This is a genomic window from Streptococcus sp. HMSC10E12, assembly GCF_001807855.1.
Classification (GTDB): domain Bacteria; phylum Bacillota; class Bacilli; order Lactobacillales; family Streptococcaceae; genus Streptococcus; species Streptococcus salivarius.
The window spans coordinates 274,551-293,382 of record NZ_KV791087.1 but is presented as its reverse complement, the minus strand read 5'-3'; the positions used below and the strand labels follow the sequence as shown (position 1 = coordinate 293,382).

Annotated in this window: 16 protein-coding genes and 1 pseudogene; 1 reads left to right on the top strand and 16 read right to left on the bottom strand. The window is 38.5% G+C overall.

The genetic code is table 11. The features are described 5' to 3' along the window. Positions 1-58: 58 nt before the first annotated feature. The 9 genes from budA to ndk form a co-directional block, all read right to left on the bottom strand. Positions 59-778, bottom strand: coding sequence for an acetolactate decarboxylase (gene budA, locus HMPREF3112_RS04555; protein ID WP_002883899.1), 720 nt, complete (start codon positions 776-778; stop codon positions 59-61). Positions 779-793: 15 nt separating this feature from the next. Next, a complete protein-coding gene (gene alsS, locus HMPREF3112_RS04550; RefSeq protein ID WP_070438376.1) occupies positions 794-2,470 on the bottom strand; it encodes an acetolactate synthase AlsS in 1,677 nt (558 codons plus the stop codon). Positions 2,471-2,681: 211 nt separating this feature from the next. Continuing rightward, positions 2,682-3,023, bottom strand: a complete 342-nt coding sequence (locus HMPREF3112_RS04545) for a hypothetical protein (RefSeq protein ID WP_002891047.1) — start codon at positions 3,021-3,023, stop codon at positions 2,682-2,684. A gap of 97 nt (positions 3,024-3,120) precedes the next feature. After that, positions 3,121-4,434 carry a hypothetical protein gene (locus tag HMPREF3112_RS04540; RefSeq protein WP_256262653.1) on the bottom strand — a complete coding sequence of 438 codons (1,314 nt, stop codon included), beginning with the start codon at positions 4,432-4,434 and terminating at the stop codon, positions 3,121-3,123. Positions 4,435-4,547: 113 nt separating this feature from the next. Then, a complete protein-coding gene (lepA, locus tag HMPREF3112_RS04535; RefSeq protein WP_002891049.1) occupies positions 4,548-6,380 on the bottom strand; it encodes a translation elongation factor 4 in 1,833 nt (610 codons plus the stop codon). Between the two features lie 123 nt (positions 6,381-6,503). Further along, the gene (locus tag HMPREF3112_RS11410) at positions 6,504-6,668 is read right to left on the bottom strand and encodes a hypothetical protein (protein ID WP_002883920.1); all 165 of its coding nucleotides are present in this window, start codon (positions 6,666-6,668) and stop codon (positions 6,504-6,506) included. A gap of 102 nt (positions 6,669-6,770) precedes the next feature. Further along, positions 6,771-7,535, bottom strand: coding sequence for a (S)-acetoin forming diacetyl reductase (locus tag HMPREF3112_RS04530; protein ID WP_002883902.1), 765 nt, complete (start codon positions 7,533-7,535; stop codon positions 6,771-6,773). Between the two features lie 212 nt (positions 7,536-7,747). Next, positions 7,748-8,041, bottom strand: coding sequence for a rhodanese-like domain-containing protein (locus HMPREF3112_RS04525; RefSeq protein ID WP_070438370.1), 294 nt, complete (start codon positions 8,039-8,041; stop codon positions 7,748-7,750). 1 nt (position 8,042) lies between these two features. Further along, complete coding sequence (gene ndk, locus HMPREF3112_RS04520; RefSeq protein ID WP_173018677.1) at positions 8,043-8,456, bottom strand: nucleoside-diphosphate kinase; 414 nt, start codon at positions 8,454-8,456, stop codon at positions 8,043-8,045. Positions 8,457-8,623: 167 nt separating this feature from the next. On the opposite strand from ndk, the pseudogene HMPREF3112_RS04515 reads away from it, so the two are divergent. Then, positions 8,624-9,769: pseudogene (locus HMPREF3112_RS04515) on the top strand (cobalamin-independent methionine synthase II family protein). Between the two features lie 60 nt (positions 9,770-9,829). Here HMPREF3112_RS04515 and trmFO read toward each other — a convergent pair. From trmFO to topA, 7 genes are all read right to left on the bottom strand, one after another. After that, complete coding sequence (gene trmFO, locus HMPREF3112_RS04510) at positions 9,830-11,173, bottom strand: methylenetetrahydrofolate--tRNA-(uracil(54)-C(5))-methyltransferase (FADH(2)-oxidizing) TrmFO (protein WP_070438364.1); 1,344 nt, start codon at positions 11,171-11,173, stop codon at positions 9,830-9,832. Between the two features lie 117 nt (positions 11,174-11,290). After that, entirely contained in the window at positions 11,291-12,667 is a 1,377-nt protein-coding gene (locus HMPREF3112_RS04505; RefSeq protein ID WP_141738650.1) for a HAMP domain-containing sensor histidine kinase, read from the bottom strand. After that, positions 12,658-13,317 carry a response regulator transcription factor gene (locus HMPREF3112_RS04500; protein ID WP_070438361.1) on the bottom strand — a complete coding sequence of 220 codons (660 nt, stop codon included), beginning with the start codon at positions 13,315-13,317 and terminating at the stop codon, positions 12,658-12,660. The genes HMPREF3112_RS04505 and HMPREF3112_RS04500 overlap by 10 nt, the downstream gene beginning before the upstream one ends. Positions 13,318-13,352: 35 nt before the next feature. Then, positions 13,353-14,177, bottom strand: coding sequence for a TraX family protein (locus tag HMPREF3112_RS04495; protein ID WP_070438358.1), 825 nt, complete (start codon positions 14,175-14,177; stop codon positions 13,353-13,355). Between the two features lie 767 nt (positions 14,178-14,944). Further along, on the bottom strand, positions 14,945-15,673 hold the full coding sequence (locus tag HMPREF3112_RS04485; protein WP_070438355.1) for a lantibiotic immunity ABC transporter MutE/EpiE family permease subunit: 729 nt from the start codon (positions 15,671-15,673) through the stop codon (positions 14,945-14,947). 4 nt (positions 15,674-15,677) lie between these two features. Next, the gene (locus HMPREF3112_RS04480) at positions 15,678-16,352 is read right to left on the bottom strand and encodes an ABC transporter ATP-binding protein (protein WP_070438352.1); all 675 of its coding nucleotides are present in this window, start codon (positions 16,350-16,352) and stop codon (positions 15,678-15,680) included. Between the two features lie 180 nt (positions 16,353-16,532). Beyond that, entirely contained in the window at positions 16,533-18,674 is a 2,142-nt protein-coding gene (gene topA, locus HMPREF3112_RS04475; RefSeq protein WP_049545392.1) for a type I DNA topoisomerase, read from the bottom strand. Between the last annotated feature and the right edge of the window lie 158 nt (positions 18,675-18,832).

Genomic DNA, 18,832 nt, shown 5'->3' with positions numbered 1-18,832 from the left:
GCTTTTCGTCACCCACTACAGTTGACAAGGAGCCTGATTTTTGATGTCTTAAAAACTTTTATTCAGCCTTAGTAATATCTTCACGCATCTCATCGACATTGAATTTAGCAAAAAGATACTGACGGTCTTGAACTGGGAAACGTTGGTCGAGTTGGTCAACTGGACCGACTTCGATAATACCATTTTCAATAACAAAGTCCATAACGTGACCACCGAATGTCAAGTCGTCTGAAATAAAATGGAGGTGATACCCAGCAACACTCACACCGTGGAACATTTCTGGCGTCCAAATACCAACGATAGTACCTGAAATATTATCTACCTCGTACTCAGGTTGGCGTGTGGCAACATCCGCAAACTTAATATCGGCATTTGATTTTGGAATCATGCGCACGTGCATATGCTTAAAATGACCTTTGATTTTGATAGAACGGAAAAGATTGACCCCATCATAATAAGATTCAATACGATCCTCAAGTTCTTTATCAGTCATTTCATAACGTTGACGAAAGATAACTTCAGCTTGGTGAGGTACGACTGCTGCATAAGGTACTTTTTCATCAGGAGAAACTTCTACCACTTCGACCTTACCCTCAGACCCTTTGGCTTGATAGGCTTTACCGTCAAGAACAATCAACTCACCATCGATAGAATCTAATGTTCCGAGACCCAAGTCTCCATGCTCCAACAATTCTCCAACTGTTAAAGTACCTCCATAAAGCCCAGCCATCAAGGCTCCCAAAGTATTATATTGAAATAATTTTATGGCTTCAGACATGTCTACACCCTCTTTTTAGTAAAATTCATCTGGCAAAATAGTTTCGCCGAGTTTAATATTATCTTTATAGTCGATTGGAACATCAATAAGGACTGGTCCATCTACAGCTTGAGCCAAAGCTTCTTGAAGCAAACTAGCAAACTCTTCTTTACTTGTTGCACGATAACCTTTCGCTCCAAAGCTCTCAGCATATTTTACAAAATCTACAGGACCAAAGTCAACCCCAGATGAACGACCGTACTTCATTTCTTCTTGGAATTCCACCATATTGTAATGGCCATCGTTCCAGATAATATGAACAATTGGCAATTTCAAACGAACTGCCGTTTCCAATTCTTGTGCTGAGAAGAGGAAACCACCGTCACCAGAAACAGAAATGACTTTTGTCTTAGGACGAACCAAAGCTGCAGAGATGGCCCAAGGAAGAGCAACCCCTAAAGTTTGCATCCCATTTGAGAAAAGCAAATGACGTGGTTCATAAGATTTGAAATAGCGAGCCATCCAAATATAGTGACTACCAACGTCAACGGTGACTGTCATGTTATCTTTGGTTTGGTCTTGCAAAACTTCAATCAAATCAAGCGGATGTACCTTTCCTTCTTCAGGTCGGCGATCAAACTTAACATCCTCAACAACGTTATTCTTCAACCCTTTAAGGTATTCAACTGATCCTTCAGGTAATTTATAACCTTGAATAGCTGGCAAGAGCAAATCTAAAGTTGCTTCAACATTACCAATCAATTCACGTTCTGGCTGGAAGTAAGTATCCACCTCAGCAGGTTCCACGTCGATTACAATGATACGTGCCGAAATTTCAGCATTCCAGTTACGTGCTTCATACTCGATTGGGTCATAACCAATAGCAATAATCAAGTCAGACTTCTTAAGCAACATGTCCCCCGGTTGGTTACGGAAAAGACCTACACGACCAAAGAAAGTATCTTCTTCAAGGTCACGTGACACGATACCAGCACCTTGGAAAGTTTCAACAACTGGTAATTTAACATGTTTCAAAATCTGGCGAATAGAGTAAGTTACAGCTTCTGATGAAGCACCGTTCCCTAAAAGTAAGACCGGCAATACGGCATTTTTTATCGCCTGTGCGAGATAGTTAATATCAGAAACAGATGCTGAACCAAGTTTTGGATCCGTCATAGGCTTGATAGCCTTAACACTGACCGGAGCATCAGTCACGTCTTGAGGAATTGAAATAAAGCTTGCACCCGGTTTCCCTGACTTAGCATGGCGATAGGCATTAGCAACCGTTTCAGAAAGGGTGTTAGCATCATGTACTTCAGCAGCATACTTGGTAATCGGTTCAAGCATAGCAACGTTATTCATTGATTGATGGGCACGTTTCAAAAGATCTGCACGCTTAACCTGACCACCAATAGCAAGAACAGGATCTCCTTCATCTGTCGCTGTTACCAAACCAGTAGCCAAATTGGAGACACCTGGACCAGATGTTACCAATACTACACCGGGTTTCCCTGTGATACGTCCAACACCTTGAGCCATAAAAGCAGCATTTTGCTCATGACGGGCAACAATCAATTCAGGTCCCTTATCTTCCAAAGTATCAAAAACCCTATCGATTTTTGCACCTGGAATCCCAAAGACATAATCAACATCATGGTTAATCAAACTATCAACCACTAAATCCGCACCATACAATTGCTTTTCTTCTGACATGAACACAGTCCTTCTGGCCCTAAAATGATAGAGCCAATTTTCCTTTCAAGTATAAGTCACAAAGTGTCAAAGTCTGCTCGTTTTTTCACAAACTTTTATCACTTCACAATTCTGTTATCATTATAGCACAGTTTTCAGACAATCTTGTGAAAAAAAGATTGTGAATTTTTGAACTTCTATCACAAAAAAACACCTGATAACCATCAGATGTTCATGTATTTTTTACCTTAGCAAACTCTCGATTAAGATAATTTTGCAAGCCTTCAAAAATCTCTATTAACTGGAGATAATTAGACAAGCTTGAGCGACCAGGGATATCTACGACATCCAAAGAAATGCGTTCCAAGTCCTTTTCATAGAGAATGCGGAAGGATACCACTGCTTGATCAGAAAAATAATTCTCCCCTGCTAAAATAAAGCACTCATAGATGATGCCAACAGGATTAGCAACCTTCAATTCAATACGAACTGCGCCTAATCCCAAGGCCTCCACTTGCTGAAAACGCTCCAGAATAGCCTGTCGCTGACTGGGGATAAAACTCATGATATCCATAGTGGCCCTCCCAAGATTCCTTTTTGTCTATTATAGCCTAAAGCTGAAAAAAATGCTTGTAATGGGTTTCTTGAAAAGACTAAAAGCCCATGAATCCTTATTTAGCTTCTTTATAATCTCTAAAGTCCGATTTTATAGTGTTATCGTAATCATGTTTATCTACCCACTCCTTAATATCAGCAAACGAATGAATTTCCTTCCTAATACCAGCACCGTCCTCTACAGAAATTACAATTGCTTGCTCTCCATTTGTTCCCAACCAATGTAAAATATCATTGGTCTGCTCTTCAGGGGAAAAATAGATTTGTGATTGTTTGTCGTACTCTCTATCTCTATAGGACTCATATTGAGCCAATTTCTTTTTATAGGCATCATATTTCCTATCATAATCTTTTTGGGCTTTTTGACGTGCTTTTTCGTAAGCTCGATAATCTTTCTGATAGTCTTGTTCTGCCTTCTTATTAAGAATGTCACTAAAACTTAAAGGTTTAATAGGAAAAATAGAATCAGGAAAAACATTAAATTCTGGAACTTTCTTTGGCTGGCTTGGTTTATTAGGTAGGCTGCTTTTCACTGGCTCAGTTGGACCGACCGGAAAATCTCCCTCCTTACCTTGACGGGTCAATACTTTAAATTTCTTTAAGGTATTACTGTTTGTTGTTGTCTGATTAACAGCCTCTTCGTAAATAGGCTTAACTTCAGAATTTTCATTAAATAGATTAATTTGATTCTCTTGTTTTGAAGTATCTACATTATCAATCTCTAGAATCACATTTAGATGAGCTGATAAATGATTGTTTGTTTGAGCTGGAGACATTCTTAAACGCTCATCCAAGTTTCCTTCTCTTTTTAAATATCCCCACATGGTGCTATCATTCATCTGATTACGAGCAGAACTCTTATCACCGAAATAAAGCAATTCATCCTTACTGTAGGAATAATCTGGTAAGTCTCTAGTAAAAAATTTATTCGTATCTAAATTGTAAGCAAATTGCTTATCATTTTGAGAATTCGTCAAGAACACATAATCATAACCATTAATCGTTCTTAAAGACACAGCCAACTCCTCAATATCTTTAAAACCTTTTATTTTCTTCAAATATGTGGTCAAATTAATAATTTTCTTTTCAAAATTTTTGTTGATATCATAAACTACCAAATGAGCTTGATGGAGACTACTCATGGTGTCGTAATAGCGAACAAAATGATTTCTACCAATCATCTCAGTAGCTACATTATCTTCAGAATTATAGTAAGTGGGTTCTTCATGACTAATTGCAACATATTGTTGACGTCTACCAAAAATCTCATTGGAAGTTACTTTATCAGCTTTTAGAGCCATCTGTAACTCTTCTACAGCTTTTTCATGAAATTTGTGCTTTATATATATATTCCCTAAAAAGAAAAGCATTAGTATAGTCGCAGTATAAATCCTTCCACGCTTCGAGAAGGGAAATCTTAAAATCTTCTTTATCTTAACTTTTTTACAAAAATAGCCAGAACATCACATTCTGACTATTACTCTTATTTCTCATCTTCGTCCATTGAAAGTACTGATAAGAAGGCTTCTTGTGGGACTTCAACCGAACCGATAGCTTTCATACGTTTCTTACCGGCTTTTTGTTTTTCGAGGAGTTTACGTTTACGTGAAACGTCACCACCGTAACATTTTGCCAAGACGTTTTTACGAAGGGCTTTGATATCTGTACGGGCAACAATTTTTTGACCGATAGCCGCTTGGATAGGCACTTCGAATTGTTGACGTGGAATGATTTTCTTAAGCTTATCAACAATAAGTTTTCCACGCTCGTAGGCAAATTCCTTATGCACGATGAAGCTAAGGGCATCGACCTTGTCACCATTAAGAAGAATATCCATTTTCACCAATTGTGAGCGACGGTATTCTGACAATTCATAATCGAAACTTGCATAACCACGAGTTGATGACTTCAATTTATCAAAGAAATCAAAGACGATTTCAGCAAGTGGAATTTGATAGATAACGTTCACACGATTATCATCAATGTACTCCATAGTCTCAAAATCACCACGTTTACGTTGCGCCAATTCCATAACAGCACCAACATATTCTTGAGGAACCATGATTTGTGCTTTAACATACGGCTCTTCGATGGCATCAATACGTGTAGGATCTGGGAATTCAGATGGGTTGGACACTTCAAGCATCTCACCGTCAGTAGTATTAACATGGTAAACTACCGATGGTGCTGTCATAATGAGGTCGATATTAAACTCACGTTCCAAACGCTCTTGGATAACATCCATGTGAAGAAGACCCAAGAAACCACAACGGAAACCAAAACCAAGGGCTTGAGACGTTTCAGGCTCAAACTGAAGACTGGCATCGTTCAATTGGAGCTTTTCAAGAGCTTCACGCAAGTCATTGTATTTATTAGACTCAATTGGATAAAGACCGGCGAAGACCATTGGATTCATTTGCTTATAGCCATGGAGTGGCTCTGCTGCTGGATTATCCGCAAGTGTTACTGTATCACCGACACGGGTATCCGCAACAGTCTTGATTGAGGCCGCAATATAACCAACATCACCTGTCGCAAGGTAGTCACGGCCAACAGCTTTAGGCGTGAAGATACCAACCTCAGTAACATCAAAGGTCTTGCCATTAGACATCATTTGAATCTTATCGCCTGGTTTAACCATTCCATTAACCACACGCACTTGGAGGATAACCCCACGGTAGGCATCATAAACAGAGTCAAAGATAAGGGCTTGGAGAGGCGCTTCGACTTCACCTTGAGGTGCAGGAACTTTCTCAACGATTTGTTCGAGAATCTCCTCGATACCGATACCAGCTTTAGCTGATGCAAGCACGGCTTCAGAAGCATCTAGTCCGATAACATCTTCAACCTCTGTACGCACACGTTCAGGATCTGCAGCTGGAAGGTCGATTTTATTGATAACTGGTAAGATTTCCAAGTCATTATCTAGGGCCAAGTAAACATTGGCAAGTGTTTGCGCTTCAATCCCTTGAGCAGCATCCACCACCAAGATTGCACCCTCACAGGCAGCAAGAGAACGTGACACTTCATAAGTAAAGTCCACGTGTCCTGGTGTGTCGATAAGGTGGAAAATATATGTTTCGCCATCTTTAGCTGTATAGTTAAGCTCAATGGCATTGAGTTTGATAGTGATACCACGTTCACGCTCAAGGTCCATGCTATCAAGGAGTTGCGCCTGCATCTCACGACTTGACACTGTTTCAGTCTTTTCCAAGATACGGTCAGCAAGGGTTGATTTACCGTGGTCAATATGGGCAATAATAGAGAAGTTACGAATCTTCTCCTGTCGTTGTTTTAATTCTTCAATATTTGGCATTTTTATCTTTCCTAGTTCTTACTTGTGATTATAAAAAAAAACTAATCGTTACCTTCTATTATACAAAAAAGACAGGCTTTTGCCTATCTCTAATATCTGCTTTCTGACTGCATTTAGTCCTTCTTATTTCTTAAAAGTATCGTTGTAGTGCTTATTAATAATTGCTGAGCGCTTGTTTTCTGTTGAACTACTTGAAAATGGACCTAAACCACAGGCTAGTACAACAACTCCTAATAGAATAAGGCAATAAAATGGATGCTCAACAATATAGTGTAAAATGTCTGACATAGGACGGCTCCTCTCAAATCATAGTTAATTACGATTATATTATCAGAAATATTATGTTTTATCAAGCAAAAAAAAGAGAGCCTTTCGCTCTCCATTTTAATCTTAATGGAATTGCATACCACCATCAACGATGATTGTTTGACCTGTGATGTAGTTTGAGTCAGGTCCAGCAAGGAAGCTAACCGCTGCTGCTACGTCTTCAGGTTCAGACAAACGTTTGAGGGTAATATCTTTAGCAAAAGTTTGCATACCCCATTCGTCATCTTTACCAGCATTTTTACCAACTTCGTGGGCAATGTCAAACATCATTGGAGTCTTAACGATACCTGGTGCATAAGCATTGACAGTAATGCCTGAATCAGCCAAGTCACGCGCCAAAGTTTGAGTGATACCACGAACTGCAAATTTAGTACCACCATAGACAGTCAAGTTAGGGTTACCAACGACACCAGCTTGAGATGTTGCATTGATGATTTTACCACCATGACCGAGTGCTTTAAATTGTGCTTGTGCAGCTTGAGCACCCCAAATAACACCACCGACATTGATGTTAAATGTACGTTGGAACTGTTCTTCAGTAATTGTATCAAGAGGTGTTGTTGGAGCCACACCGGCATTATTAACAACAACATTCAAATCGCCAAAGTGATCAACAACTTTTTGGAAAGCAGCTGCTACTTCAGCTTGTTTAGATACATCAGCTACAACTGCAAATGCTTTATCTGCTGACAATTCAGCAACCGCTTTTTCTGCAGTTTCAGCGTTGTAGTCCAATACTCCGACTTTAAAACCATCTTCAACCAAACGTTTTGCAATCGCAAAACCAATACCTTGACCTGCACCTGTAACAATAGCAACTTTTGACATACGAAATCCTCCTCTACCAATTGAGTAACAGGCTTAATTACAAGCCCTATCTCAATTGAAATACGCTAAGTTAGTCAAGTTCTGGCAAAGTCATTTTTCATAGGCTTTGTCTTAACTCAATTAAAATTTTACCCCTTTATGAAAACGTTGTCAAGTAATTATCAAACTTTTCTGAAAACAAATAAGACCACCTTGAGGTGACCTTATTTCTATTATTCTTCAAATTCAAAACCTAATGCTTCCATATCGTCCAAGCCACCTAGATTTGTCACCTTAGTATAGCCTCTCTCTTTAAGGACCGATGCAGCAAATTCTGCACGAGGGCCCATTTTACAATAGAGGTAAATGGAAGCGTCTTTTTCAGCTGGAATGTCAGCAGAGAAAAACTGGGTGTGAGGTATTAAGAGGGCATCCTTAACATGTCCTTCTGCATACTCTTCTGGACTCCTGACATCAATTAACAGTCCACCCTTGGCTATATCAAACTGAATCTGTGCTAAATCCATCCTACTCACCAAACCAAATCTGAATTTCTCGAGCCGCAGATTCCTCTGAATCAGAGCCATGAACAATATTTGGAATCATGTCACCATCTGGTGCTGTTGCAAAGTCTCCACGAATCGTTCCAGGAGCAGCATCGCCTGGATTAGTTGCTCCCATCATATCACGCCATGACTTGATAACACCTGGACCAGAAATAATGCCAATCACTGATGGACCACTCATCATGAATTCTGCAATGCTAGGAAAAAAAGGTTTATCAACCAATTGAGCATAATGTTCTTTAAGACGTTCTTCGTCAAGTGTCAGCATTTCCATTCGTTCAATAATAAAGCCACGACGTTCAATACGATCAATCACTTGTCCCATCAAGTGTCGTTTTACAGCATCTGGTTTAATAATAAAAAATGTTTTTTGCATGTTCCCAACCTTCATTGTTTTCTTTTCATTTTACCATAGGAAGTATCATTTTGCAGACCAAAACCTTATATAGTCTTAAACTATACCCACAGAAAGAAAATAACTATTTTCAATCGAAATAAATAAAAAGTATTATAGATGTAAAAACTTATTTTGAGGTGAATCTTATGACAAAATCTAAATTTCAATTAGTTGGTTCTCTCCTTCGTCCTGCAGATCTCCGTAAATACAAGGACGAAATCGAGCACCGTGACGACATCCAGTATCCTTTCTACGATGCCCTCCCTGGTTATCAAGAAACTGAAACCGCAGATATTAAGCAAATTGTGGCTGACCAAAAGGCTAATGGTATTGACATCCTTACTGATGGTGAGTTTGGGCGTTCTATGTGGCACTTGGACTTTGTCTGGGGTCTCAAAGGTATTGAACGTTATATTGCAGAGCATGGCTATACATTTAAAGATCACGACGGCGGACAATATGAGACTCGTAAAGATATTGGTATTCGTATCACCGAACCACTCTCAGGTAAAAACCACCATTATCTAGATATCTACAAATTGGTTAAGGCTGAAGCTGGTGATGAAGATACTAAGCAAACTATCTGGGGCCCGGCTCATGCTTATACTGAACTTGCTATCTTTGACCGTTTGGCTGGTCCTGGTCAAGTATATGAAACAAACGAAGACCTCAAAAAAGGTTTGATTAATGCCTATAAAGAATTCTTGGAAGAATACAAGGCTGTAGGTGGAAAAATTGTTCAATTTGACGACTGTCTCTGGGAACTCTTTGACCCATCAAACCCTGCAAGTTTCTTTGCGGAAGGTAATTCTGATTTGGCAGAATTGGCTGATGAGTTTGTAGCTATCAATAACGAGGTTGTAGACTATGCCCACGAACTTGGTTTAACGGTTTGGACACACAACTGCCGTGGTAACTATGAAAGCCGTTCTGCTGCCGAAGGAACTTACGAAGCCATTGCTAAGAAGTTCTTGGCAGAGCAACACTATGATCGCTTCTTCCTTGAATAGGACAGCGATACAGCTGGTGATATCAAGGCTCTCGAAGCCCTCAAAGATAGCAAAGCTGAAGTTGTACTAGGACTTTTGTCATCTAAAACAACTGAACTTGATGACGAAGAACGTGTTCTTGACTTACTTGAAAAAGCTAGTCAAATCCTTCCTAAAGAGCGTCTCTTCCTTTCTCACCAATGTGGTTTCGCCTCATGTGACTCAGGTAATGAGTTGGCAACACCACAACAATGGGCTAAAATTAAACAAGGTCAAGATATCGCTAAGAAATTCTTTGGTTAATTGAATACTTTTAGATTTGAAAAATCCCTTACCGCATTCGGTAAGGGATTTTGATCTTGTCTAAGCTTGAATAAAAGGTTGTAAATCCTTAAGAGCACGCTCAGCAATTTTTTCGTAACGCTCTTTCTTGTCACGAATACGTGGACCTTCCAACTCTTTGATAATACCAAAGTTAACATTCATTGGTTGGAAATGTTTGCTCTCAGCATGTGTCACATAATATGGGAGGCTTCCGATAGCTGTTGTATGAGGGAAGATAAGTTCCTCTTCACCTTTAAAGAGACGGGCTGCATTGATTCCAGCAACTAAACCTGAGGCCGCTGATTCAACATAACCTTCAACACCAGTCATTTGTCCCGCAAAGAACAAATTAGGGTTTGATTTTGATTGGAAAGTCTGCTTAAGCAAGTTTGGCGAATCCATGTAAGAGTTGCGGTGCATAACCCCATAACGCACAAATTCAGCATTTTCAAGACCTGGAATCATTTGGAAGACACGCTTTTGCTCGCCCCATTTGAGGTGGGTTTGGAAACCAACGATATTATAGAGACTACCAGCCGCATTATCCTGACGAAGCTGAACAACTGCATAAGGTGTCTTGAAATCGCCGTCACGTGGCCCTTTGTAATCCTCAGGATACTCCAAACCAACAGGTTTCATAGGGCCATAGAGCATTGTCTTGATACCACGTTTAGCCATGACCTCGATAGGCATACACCCTTCGAAATACTTTTCTTTTTCAAAGGAATTCAAAGGAGCTTCTTCAGCTGTTGTCAAAGCCTCATGGAAGGCCAAGAACTCTTCCTTGATCATTGGACAGTTTAGATAAGCTGCTTCACCCTTGTCATAGCGTGACTTAAGGTAAACCTTGTTCATATCGATAGTCGCTTTATCAACGATTGGTGCAGCGGCATCATAGAAATAGAAGCCATCTCCACCGTTAAGCTCATGAATTTTTTCAGCTAGAGCATCAGAAGTCAATGGTCCTGAAGCAATAACTGTAATGGCATCATCAGGAATTTCTGTGATTTCTTCACGGATAACTTCAATTAATGGATGATTTTCAATTTCAGCTGTTACTGCTTCTGCATAACCCTCACGGTCCACCGCCATGGCACCACCAGCTGGCACACGGTGAGCTTCTCCATTGCGCATAATGATAGAGTCCAAGCGACGCATTTCTTCTTTAAGAAGCCCTACAGCATTGGTCAAGCTATCTCCACGGAAAGAGTTAGAGCAAACCAATTCTGCAAAATTTGTTGTCTTATGCTGTGGTGTTGCTTTAACCCCACGCATTTCATAAAGTTTTACTGGAATACCACGTTTGGCAATCTGATAAGCCGCCTCGGATCCGGCCAAACCAGCTCCAATCACGTTAATATAATCTGCTTTTGATTGAGACATGACACTAATACCTCTTCGGGAACAAGATAAAATCCTGCCCCCACAAATCTTTCTTCATTTTTACTCTTAGTAGTATAGCAAAAAACTCCTCATCTGGCGACTAGGAGTCATCTGTATTTAAAGGGGTAAAATGATAGTTACTCTAGCACCACCTGTGCCATTGTCATTTGAAAGAGAAAGACTACCGTGGTGTAAGCGAATAATATCATTAGCAATAGTCAGACCAAGTCCACTATGATTGCGGCTCTGTCTACTTTTATCCTCCTGATAAAAGAGCTGAGTGGCCTTTTCAAGTGATTCAAGGGAAAATCCAGGGCCAGAATCAAGACAGACAAACTTGAATTCATCATCTTCTACCCTAGCAGTTAAGAGCAACTGACTACCACTAGGCGTATGTTCTACCGCATTCGAAAGGATATTCATAAAAGCTCGATTCAACAAGGACCTGTCCCAATTGCCTATGGTTTCTTTCGCAATTTTCTTCTTGTCAAATACCAAATTAATTTGTTTCGTTTGTGCTAATGACAATGTTTGATCGTAAATGTCTTCAACAAATTCCTTAACTGGAATTTCTTCAAGCGTCAAAGTTTTCTTCAAACTCGTTTTGTTGAGTTCAGACAACTCTTTCACATAAGCATCAACCTGTTCAATCCCTTTTTGAAAATGCTCTAACAAATCCATCTGTTCCGCATCCAAGGAGGTCATAGCTAAGAGTTCTGCATTCCCACGGGCGACTGTCAGCGGTGTCTTTAAATCATGTGTCAAAGCAGAGATCTGATTTTGTTTATCTTGCTCTGCCTTCCAATTTTCCATCAAAGACTCACGAAGTGCTACTCGCATATGATCCAAACCATTTAAAACCTGGTTAAACTCAGTAATTTTAGATTTGGACGTTTGAAAATCCAAGTCTTGCTCTGCTATTTTCTCTGTTGCCTTCAATATTGGTCTCAACTCTCGACTCAATTTACTAGCATAGTAAAAAGTTAAAGTAATAAATATGAGTAGTATAGACACCATCATTGAGCCAATCATCAATAGATTAGCATTAGGCAAATGCTGGTTCATCCACTCATTACGATACCGAGGTGATAGTTGATAATTGACAATGACTATCCCATCTGACCGTTCAAATGACTGAAAATAGCCATATTTACCACCATGAGCATTCTTGAATTGGTAATCTAGCAAGGATTCTTCTTGCAAGTTAACTGGCATGTTAGACTTCTTAAGCTTAAAATCCCTAGTCAAGAAGACATAGCTTGTACCATCAGGCAAGACATCTGGATTAAAGACCTTAGAAGTTTCAATTTCATTCCTGACGGCAGACAAATCACTTTCTACCTGATTTGCTGGAAACACAACGCCAAAACGATAAGACAAGCTGAACAAAGACAAAATAAGCAGGCTACTGATTGCTGATAGAACTGTAAGACTGACGACATAAGATAATAAGATTGTTCTTAGAGAGTGTTCTCGTTTTTTAATTAGTGCCACTTGTAACCAATCCCCCAGACTGTTTCAATAGGATTTTGCCCAACATTTTTGAGCTTTGCACGGATATTTTTGATATGTTCAGCCACTGCTGTCGGACTCCCTTTATCCTCATAGCCGTACAAATGCGTGTAGATTTGCTCTTTGGAAAAGACTTGGCCCTTATTTTCAGCCAGAAACTGACAAATACGATATTCTGACCTAGTCAAATCTAACAACTGATTCTCAACATAAAGCTCCTGAGCAGACAAATCAAACTGAATATTTTCAATTAATAGCTTATGGTGGCGCTCACGATGTTCACGTCTCAAGTGAGCAGCCACACGCGCTTGAAGTTCTTTAACCCCAAATGGCTTACAAATATAATCATCTGCACCATAAGTCAACCCCTGGACAATATCTGCCTCTTGTGTTTTAGCTGTAATAAAGAGTATAGGACAATCCACCTGATCACGAATCTCATGACAAAACTGGAGACCATCAACATCAGGCATCATGATATCCAGTAAAATCAAGTCAAACCGTGGCAACGAGTTCTTATCCAAATCTAAAACACTTGTAAGTCCAGTCACCTTATGATTTTGGATCTCCAAAGCCTTTACAACCAATTGAACAATATCTTCCTGATCATCAACAACAAGTATCTGAGCCATAATCTTTCCTTTCGTACAAAGTTACCCTTATCATATCATCTATAGAAGAGAACTGACAAGGCGTAAAGTAGATAAATATGAGTAGGGTAAAAGACATAGAACAAATATTTTGACCCTTTACCTCTTTGACCGTTATAACAAAGCATTAAGGGAGCTGCAAATATTTCCATCCATTCAATGTATCTAAACATTAAATCCTGAAATGAAGGTCTACTTAGAACAATCCCCATCAGTACCCAAACAAGACTAACAGTCACAAAAGCAAGCACTTCTTTCTTAAGATTCTTGTGACAAAGATACATAGCGATACCAGTCAAAAGCAACCATGTTCCTCCATCGCTAATAGATGTATGAGTTGGCAACACTGTGTAATTTAGTAAATTTATGAATAAAGTAAAGATTGGTTTGTCTTGACCTGACAGATACAAAAGTAGCATTAACCATGGAAGCATTAATGGAAAAAGTAAGGTTGGAATTCCTTTTAGATATTTCTTTTCTTGAATCCAAGCAATGCCTTGAAGAGCAACGAGTAAGATAGCGAATGACGACAACATCATATTTTTTGGAAAGAAACCATCTGGCCTTACAAGAGGATGTAAAAAATTATAAAATCCAAATTGAATTAATCCCATCAAAATCGCTAAAACATATATTTTTAGGAAGTATTTCTTTCGGTTTCGGGTATGAATAAAACCTTCAATCACAGTAAATAGAAATAAGGGGGCTGCTAATCTCCCAATCATAGTAAACCAAATGGGTATTTTCCCAGTATAATCAAAAAAATAATGAATGTGGTCGAATACCATAGTAATTAGGGCTATATATTTGAGTTGGAAACCTGATAGACTTAAATGTTTCATAATAACTCTCCTTTCTTTTCATGCTTAGTATAAAAAACAAATTAACTAACATAGTTTACTTTTCCGACAAACTACTAACCACATTTTAGGATAACCATGGAATACTAATACACTATCCATGTTATTTCTTATATTATCTTTTGGTTCTATAATCTATGAAACAAATAAATAACAAAGTCACCCCAACAATCCATAAAGGTAGGGAATTGAGTTGGCTCCAATCATTAAGGATAAGGCTATTGATAGGTAAAACAATAGGAAGCCAATGAGTAGACAAGAAAACTTTATTACTAGCAAAAATAATAAAAATAATTTCAACCATAGAGATAATAATATTACTAACACTGTTCAGACTCACTTGTATAAAGTAGTGAAAATGATTAAGAAAGACTATTAACATCCAACTTGATAGACTTACTAGAAATCCATTCACACTATTCATAAGAAGGAGGTTTATGATAAGCCAACTAAATAAAGAAGGTAGGCTAAGGGTTAGGTCTACTATCAAAAGTTTAGCCAACCATAAACGCCTTTGCTTAGGGTAACTCGATATTTCTTGATAATGATTAGCGTATTTTTCTTGTTCAATCCCTAAAATTGACAAAAATGTTGTCAATAACGGATAGCATAAAAAAGATAATATGGCTAAATTAGTTAGAGAAAAACCATTAGGAACGAAGCTCACATACATTGGAATTGTAATGATCTCTAAGACAGCAAAACTGAGAATAAGATAAAGACCGAAAGTATTCTTTAATTTAAGTAACTCACTCCTGAGCATTTAATTGTCTCCTTTGCAATGAAAAAGATAAAAGCAATGTCACTACTATTGATAGCATCATCGTAAGTAACACCTGAAAAATGCTAGTATGATTCGTATTTACAATAATATCCCCCGATGGTTTAAGATTTAATAAAAATTGAGCTATTTTATAGTGATAAGTATAGGGGAAAACGAACCAAAGTGGACTCTGAGCAATAAAGGGTGCTATTAAAAGACAAACCAATGTATTAAGAGCTAATAGGATGAATTGACTCATGTATTTAGACATTAGGTAAAGTAAAGGAATGTTCCATAAAGTTGTCATCCAAATTAAGATTAAGGAAATAGCTGTTTTAGGAATATTTATTGGAATAAAACCTGTGTAAATAAATGCAACGAGACTAAGGAAAGCTAGTAAGAATAAACTAGCAATCATTGTTCTCATGCCTATAAGCACCATTTTCATCAAGGTGATTTTCCAAGTAAAATACCCATTGGTAACATTTTGAAAATGCCCAGCCTGGTCTTCTAAACGTCTATCAACTATAAACAAAAGACCATTTACAAGATATAAAAAGATAGCTTCCCACCAATAAACCGAGAAAGGAACAAAAATCTGTAACCCTCCCATTAAAAAGGCTATAAGAATGGTTAAAAACGGTATGATTATTAATAATTTAGTAGTTCCTAAATGTCGTAATTTGATCAATTCCGAATAGAATATCTTTTGCATATCACTAACCCCCATGAACAATATTAAAGAAGTGTCTCTCAAGACTATCTACATTTTTGTTTTCACCATCATATTGAATTTTACCTTTGTCGAGAATAAGAATATGATCAGCAACCTTACTAATTTCTAGAAGTTGATGACTGGAAACCAGAATTGTCATCCCTTTTGCTTTCAAGGAACGAATAAGGTCCAGCAATTCATTTATACCATCAGGATCAAGTCCATTAGTAGGCTCATCTAGAATCAAAAATTGGGGATCAGTTAAAATAGCCATACCAATCCCAAGTCGTTGCTTCATACCTAATGAAAATTTACCGGCTTTTTTCTTCCCAGTATTTGAAAGACCAATTATTTCTAAGGTTTCAAAAATTTTTGAATCAGGAATATCATATAACAACGCTTTTGTTTTTAGATTATCAAAAGCCGAAAGGTTGTGATAAATTGCAGGTGCTTCGATTAATGCACCTAATAAAAATTTGTTTTTGTATGATCTATCAAATCGAATTTCACCACTACTTTTTTGGACTAAACCAAAAAGAATTTTCATCAGAGTTGACTTACCAGCACCATTTACTCCTAACAGACCACAAACCGTTCCAGTTTCAATTGTAAATGTGATGTTGTCTAAAATAGTCTTATCTTTGTAGGATTTTGAAAGTTGTTTAACAGTTATTTGCATTGCTACACCTCTTTTAGAATAGTTGTGTTTTCAATATAAGCTCATGTCTTACTGATATCAGAAAACCACTTACTCTCCTTTCTTTCATCCTTAGTATAAAAAACAAATTTAAGGAAAGTATCAGTTTTTGATGTAATGCAAAAAAAATATCCCAAGTTTTAACTTGAGATAGCTTTCTTTTTATTTAACAACAGATTCTTTGTAGTCACATTCTTCGTTACTACAGATAACTTGCTTGCCGCCACCACGGACTTTCTTCTCAACGAGATAATCACCTGATTTAGGACAGTTACGGCCAACAGGGATATCCCACGATGTAAATTCACAGTCAGGATAGCGATCACAACCATAGAAGACACGATTACGTTTGGTCTTACGTTCAATAACCTGTCCTTTACCACAGGTTGGACAAGTAACGCCAATTTCTTTGGTAATGGCCTTAGTATTGTGACAGTCTGGGAAATTACTACATGCGTAGAACTTACCGTAACGGCCAAGTTTGATAACCATTGGGTGACCACAGAGGTCACAATCAAAACCAGCAGGCTCATCTTTGATTTGGATTTTTTCAATACCTTCTTCAGCTTTTTCCAATTCTTTTTGGAAAGGTTTGAAGAACTCATCAATTACCTTTTGCCACTGTTCCTTACCGATTTCAACTTTATCGAGTTTACCTTCCATCTCGGCCGTGAATTTAACATCCACGATGTCAGGGAAGAATTCGACGATTAAGCTATTAACGATTTCACCAAGTTCTGTTGGTTCAAAACGTTTAGCTACCAATTTGACATAGTAGCGACGTTGGATAACATCAAGCGTTGGTGCATAAGTTGACGGACGACCAACCCCATTTTCTTCCAGCGTCTTAATCAGTGTCGCTTCAGAATAGCGTGCAGGTGGTTGCGTGAAGTGTTGTTCAGGTGTTGTGACAACCTTCTTAACCGTATCACCTTCAGCCATATCAGGGAGCATCTTGTTCTTATCAGAGTCGTTGTAAACGGCCATATAACCATCAAACTTGATTTGGCTACCATTAGCAGTGAAAATGACTCCGTTTTGAGACAAGGTCACCTTCATCGTATCAAATACAGCAGCTGTCATTTGACTGGCTACAAAACGATTCCAGATAAGTGTATAGAGCTTAAGCTGATCCTTATCCAAATACTTGGCAATGCTTTCGGGCGTTTGGAAAACATTTGAAGGACGGATAGCCTCGTGGGCATCTTGCGCCGCTGAGCTATTTTTCACCTTGCTGCCATGTTTAGAATACTTAGAGCCAAAGCGCTCTGTAATAAATTCAGCAGCCTGGTTCTGAGCAACCGGACTGATACGTGTTGAGTCCGTACGCATATAGGTAATCAAACCTTGAGCTCCTGAACCCAGATTAATCCCTTCATACAACTGTTGAGCAACCATCATGGTCTTACGTGTACGGAAGTTAATCTTATTAGCAGCATCCTGTTGGAGAGATGAAGTTGTATATGGCAATGGCGCATTACGACGGCGTTCTTTTTTCTCTACCTTATCAACATTAAAATCATCACTGGTTATACGAGAGAGAACAGCTTGAACATCGTCATTATTGTTAAGCTTAAGTTTCTTACCATCAAGCCCATAGAAGCTAGCCTGAAACTTCTTAGCCCCTTTCTTAAAGGCACCATCAATGGTCCAGTATTCTTCTGGTTTAAAGGCCTTAATTTCATTCTCACGGTCGATAATAAGTTTAAGAGCTACTGATTGTACACGACCTGCAGAAAGACCTTTCTTAACCTTCTTCCATAGAAGAGGTGAAATAGAGTAACCCACAATTCGGTCAAGCACACGACGAGCTTGTTGGGCATCAACCAAGTCCATGTCAATGGCGCGTGGCTCTACAAAGGCATTTTTAACCGCATTCTTTGTGATTTCATTGAAGACCACTCGGTTTTTATCATGTTCGTCAAGACCAAGAATATGTGACAAATGCCATGAAATAGCTTCTCCTTCACGGTCCGGGTCACTTGCCAGAAAGACTTGCTTGGCTTTTTTAGCTTCCTTCTTTAGTTCATTGATAAGAGGTCCCTTGCCTCGAATGTTAATATATTGAGGTTCGTAATTATTTTCAAAATCAATCGACATACTTGATTTTTTCAAATCACGGATATGCCCAACAGAGGCCACAACTTTATAATTGCGCCCAAGGTACTTCTCAATCGTTTTCGCTTTAGCAGGAGACTCCACGATAACCAAATTTTTCTTTGGTGTCGCTCTCTTTTTAGTCGCCTTTTTGGCTGTCGTTTTCTTTGTTGTTTTAGTTTTCGTTTTTGTTGTTGCTGTCGCCATAGACTATTTCCTTATAATGTTATAAACTGGCTGCGCCACTAATTTGTCTAAATTCTAGTCACAAGACATTAAAAAATGAAACATCTTGGACCGAGCAACTAACATGATACCGTCCTTTTCTTTAACTGTCAATAAAAAACTTTATCTCTATAGGAGAA

Bases quoted from the DNA above. Each gene is read 5' to 3' on its own strand.
- budA (WP_002883899.1), bottom strand. From the start codon at position 778: ATGTCTGAAGCCATAAAATTATTTCAATATAATACTTTGGGAGCCTTG.
- alsS (WP_070438376.1), bottom strand. From the start codon at position 2,470: ATGTCAGAAGAAAAGCAATTGTATGGTGCGGATTTAGTGGTTGATAGT.
- HMPREF3112_RS04545 (WP_002891047.1), bottom strand. From the start codon at position 3,023: ATGGATATCATGAGTTTTATCCCCAGTCAGCGACAGGCTATTCTGGAG.
- HMPREF3112_RS04540 (WP_256262653.1), bottom strand. From the start codon at position 4,434: ATGCTTTTCTTTTTAGGGAATATATATATAAAGCACAAATTTCATGAA.
- lepA (WP_002891049.1), bottom strand. From the start codon at position 6,380: ATGCCAAATATTGAAGAATTAAAACAACGACAGGAGAAGATTCGTAAC.
- HMPREF3112_RS11410 (WP_002883920.1), bottom strand. From the start codon at position 6,668: ATGTCAGACATTTTACACTATATTGTTGAGCATCCATTTTATTGCCTT.
- HMPREF3112_RS04530 (WP_002883902.1), bottom strand. From the start codon at position 7,535: ATGTCAAAAGTTGCTATTGTTACAGGTGCAGGTCAAGGTATTGGTTTT.
- HMPREF3112_RS04525 (WP_070438370.1), bottom strand. From the start codon at position 8,041: ATGGATTTAGCACAGATTCAGTTTGATATAGCCAAGGGTGGACTGTTA.
- ndk (WP_173018677.1), bottom strand. From the start codon at position 8,456: ATGCAAAAAACATTTTTTATTATTAAACCAGATGCTGTAAAACGACAC.
- trmFO (WP_070438364.1), bottom strand. From the start codon at position 11,173: ATGTCTCAATCAAAAGCAGATTATATTAACGTGATTGGAGCTGGTTTG.
- HMPREF3112_RS04500 (WP_070438361.1), bottom strand. From the start codon at position 13,317: ATGGCTCAGATACTTGTTGTTGATGATCAGGAAGATATTGTTCAATTG.
- HMPREF3112_RS04495 (WP_070438358.1), bottom strand. From the start codon at position 14,177: ATGAAACATTTAAGTCTATCAGGTTTCCAACTCAAATATATAGCCCTA.
- HMPREF3112_RS04485 (WP_070438355.1), bottom strand. From the start codon at position 15,673: ATGCAAAAGATATTCTATTCGGAATTGATCAAATTACGACATTTAGGA.
- HMPREF3112_RS04480 (WP_070438352.1), bottom strand. From the start codon at position 16,352: ATGCAAATAACTGTTAAACAACTTTCAAAATCCTACAAAGATAAGACT.
- topA (WP_049545392.1), bottom strand. From the start codon at position 18,674: ATGGCGACAGCAACAACAAAAACGAAAACTAAAACAACAAAGAAAACG.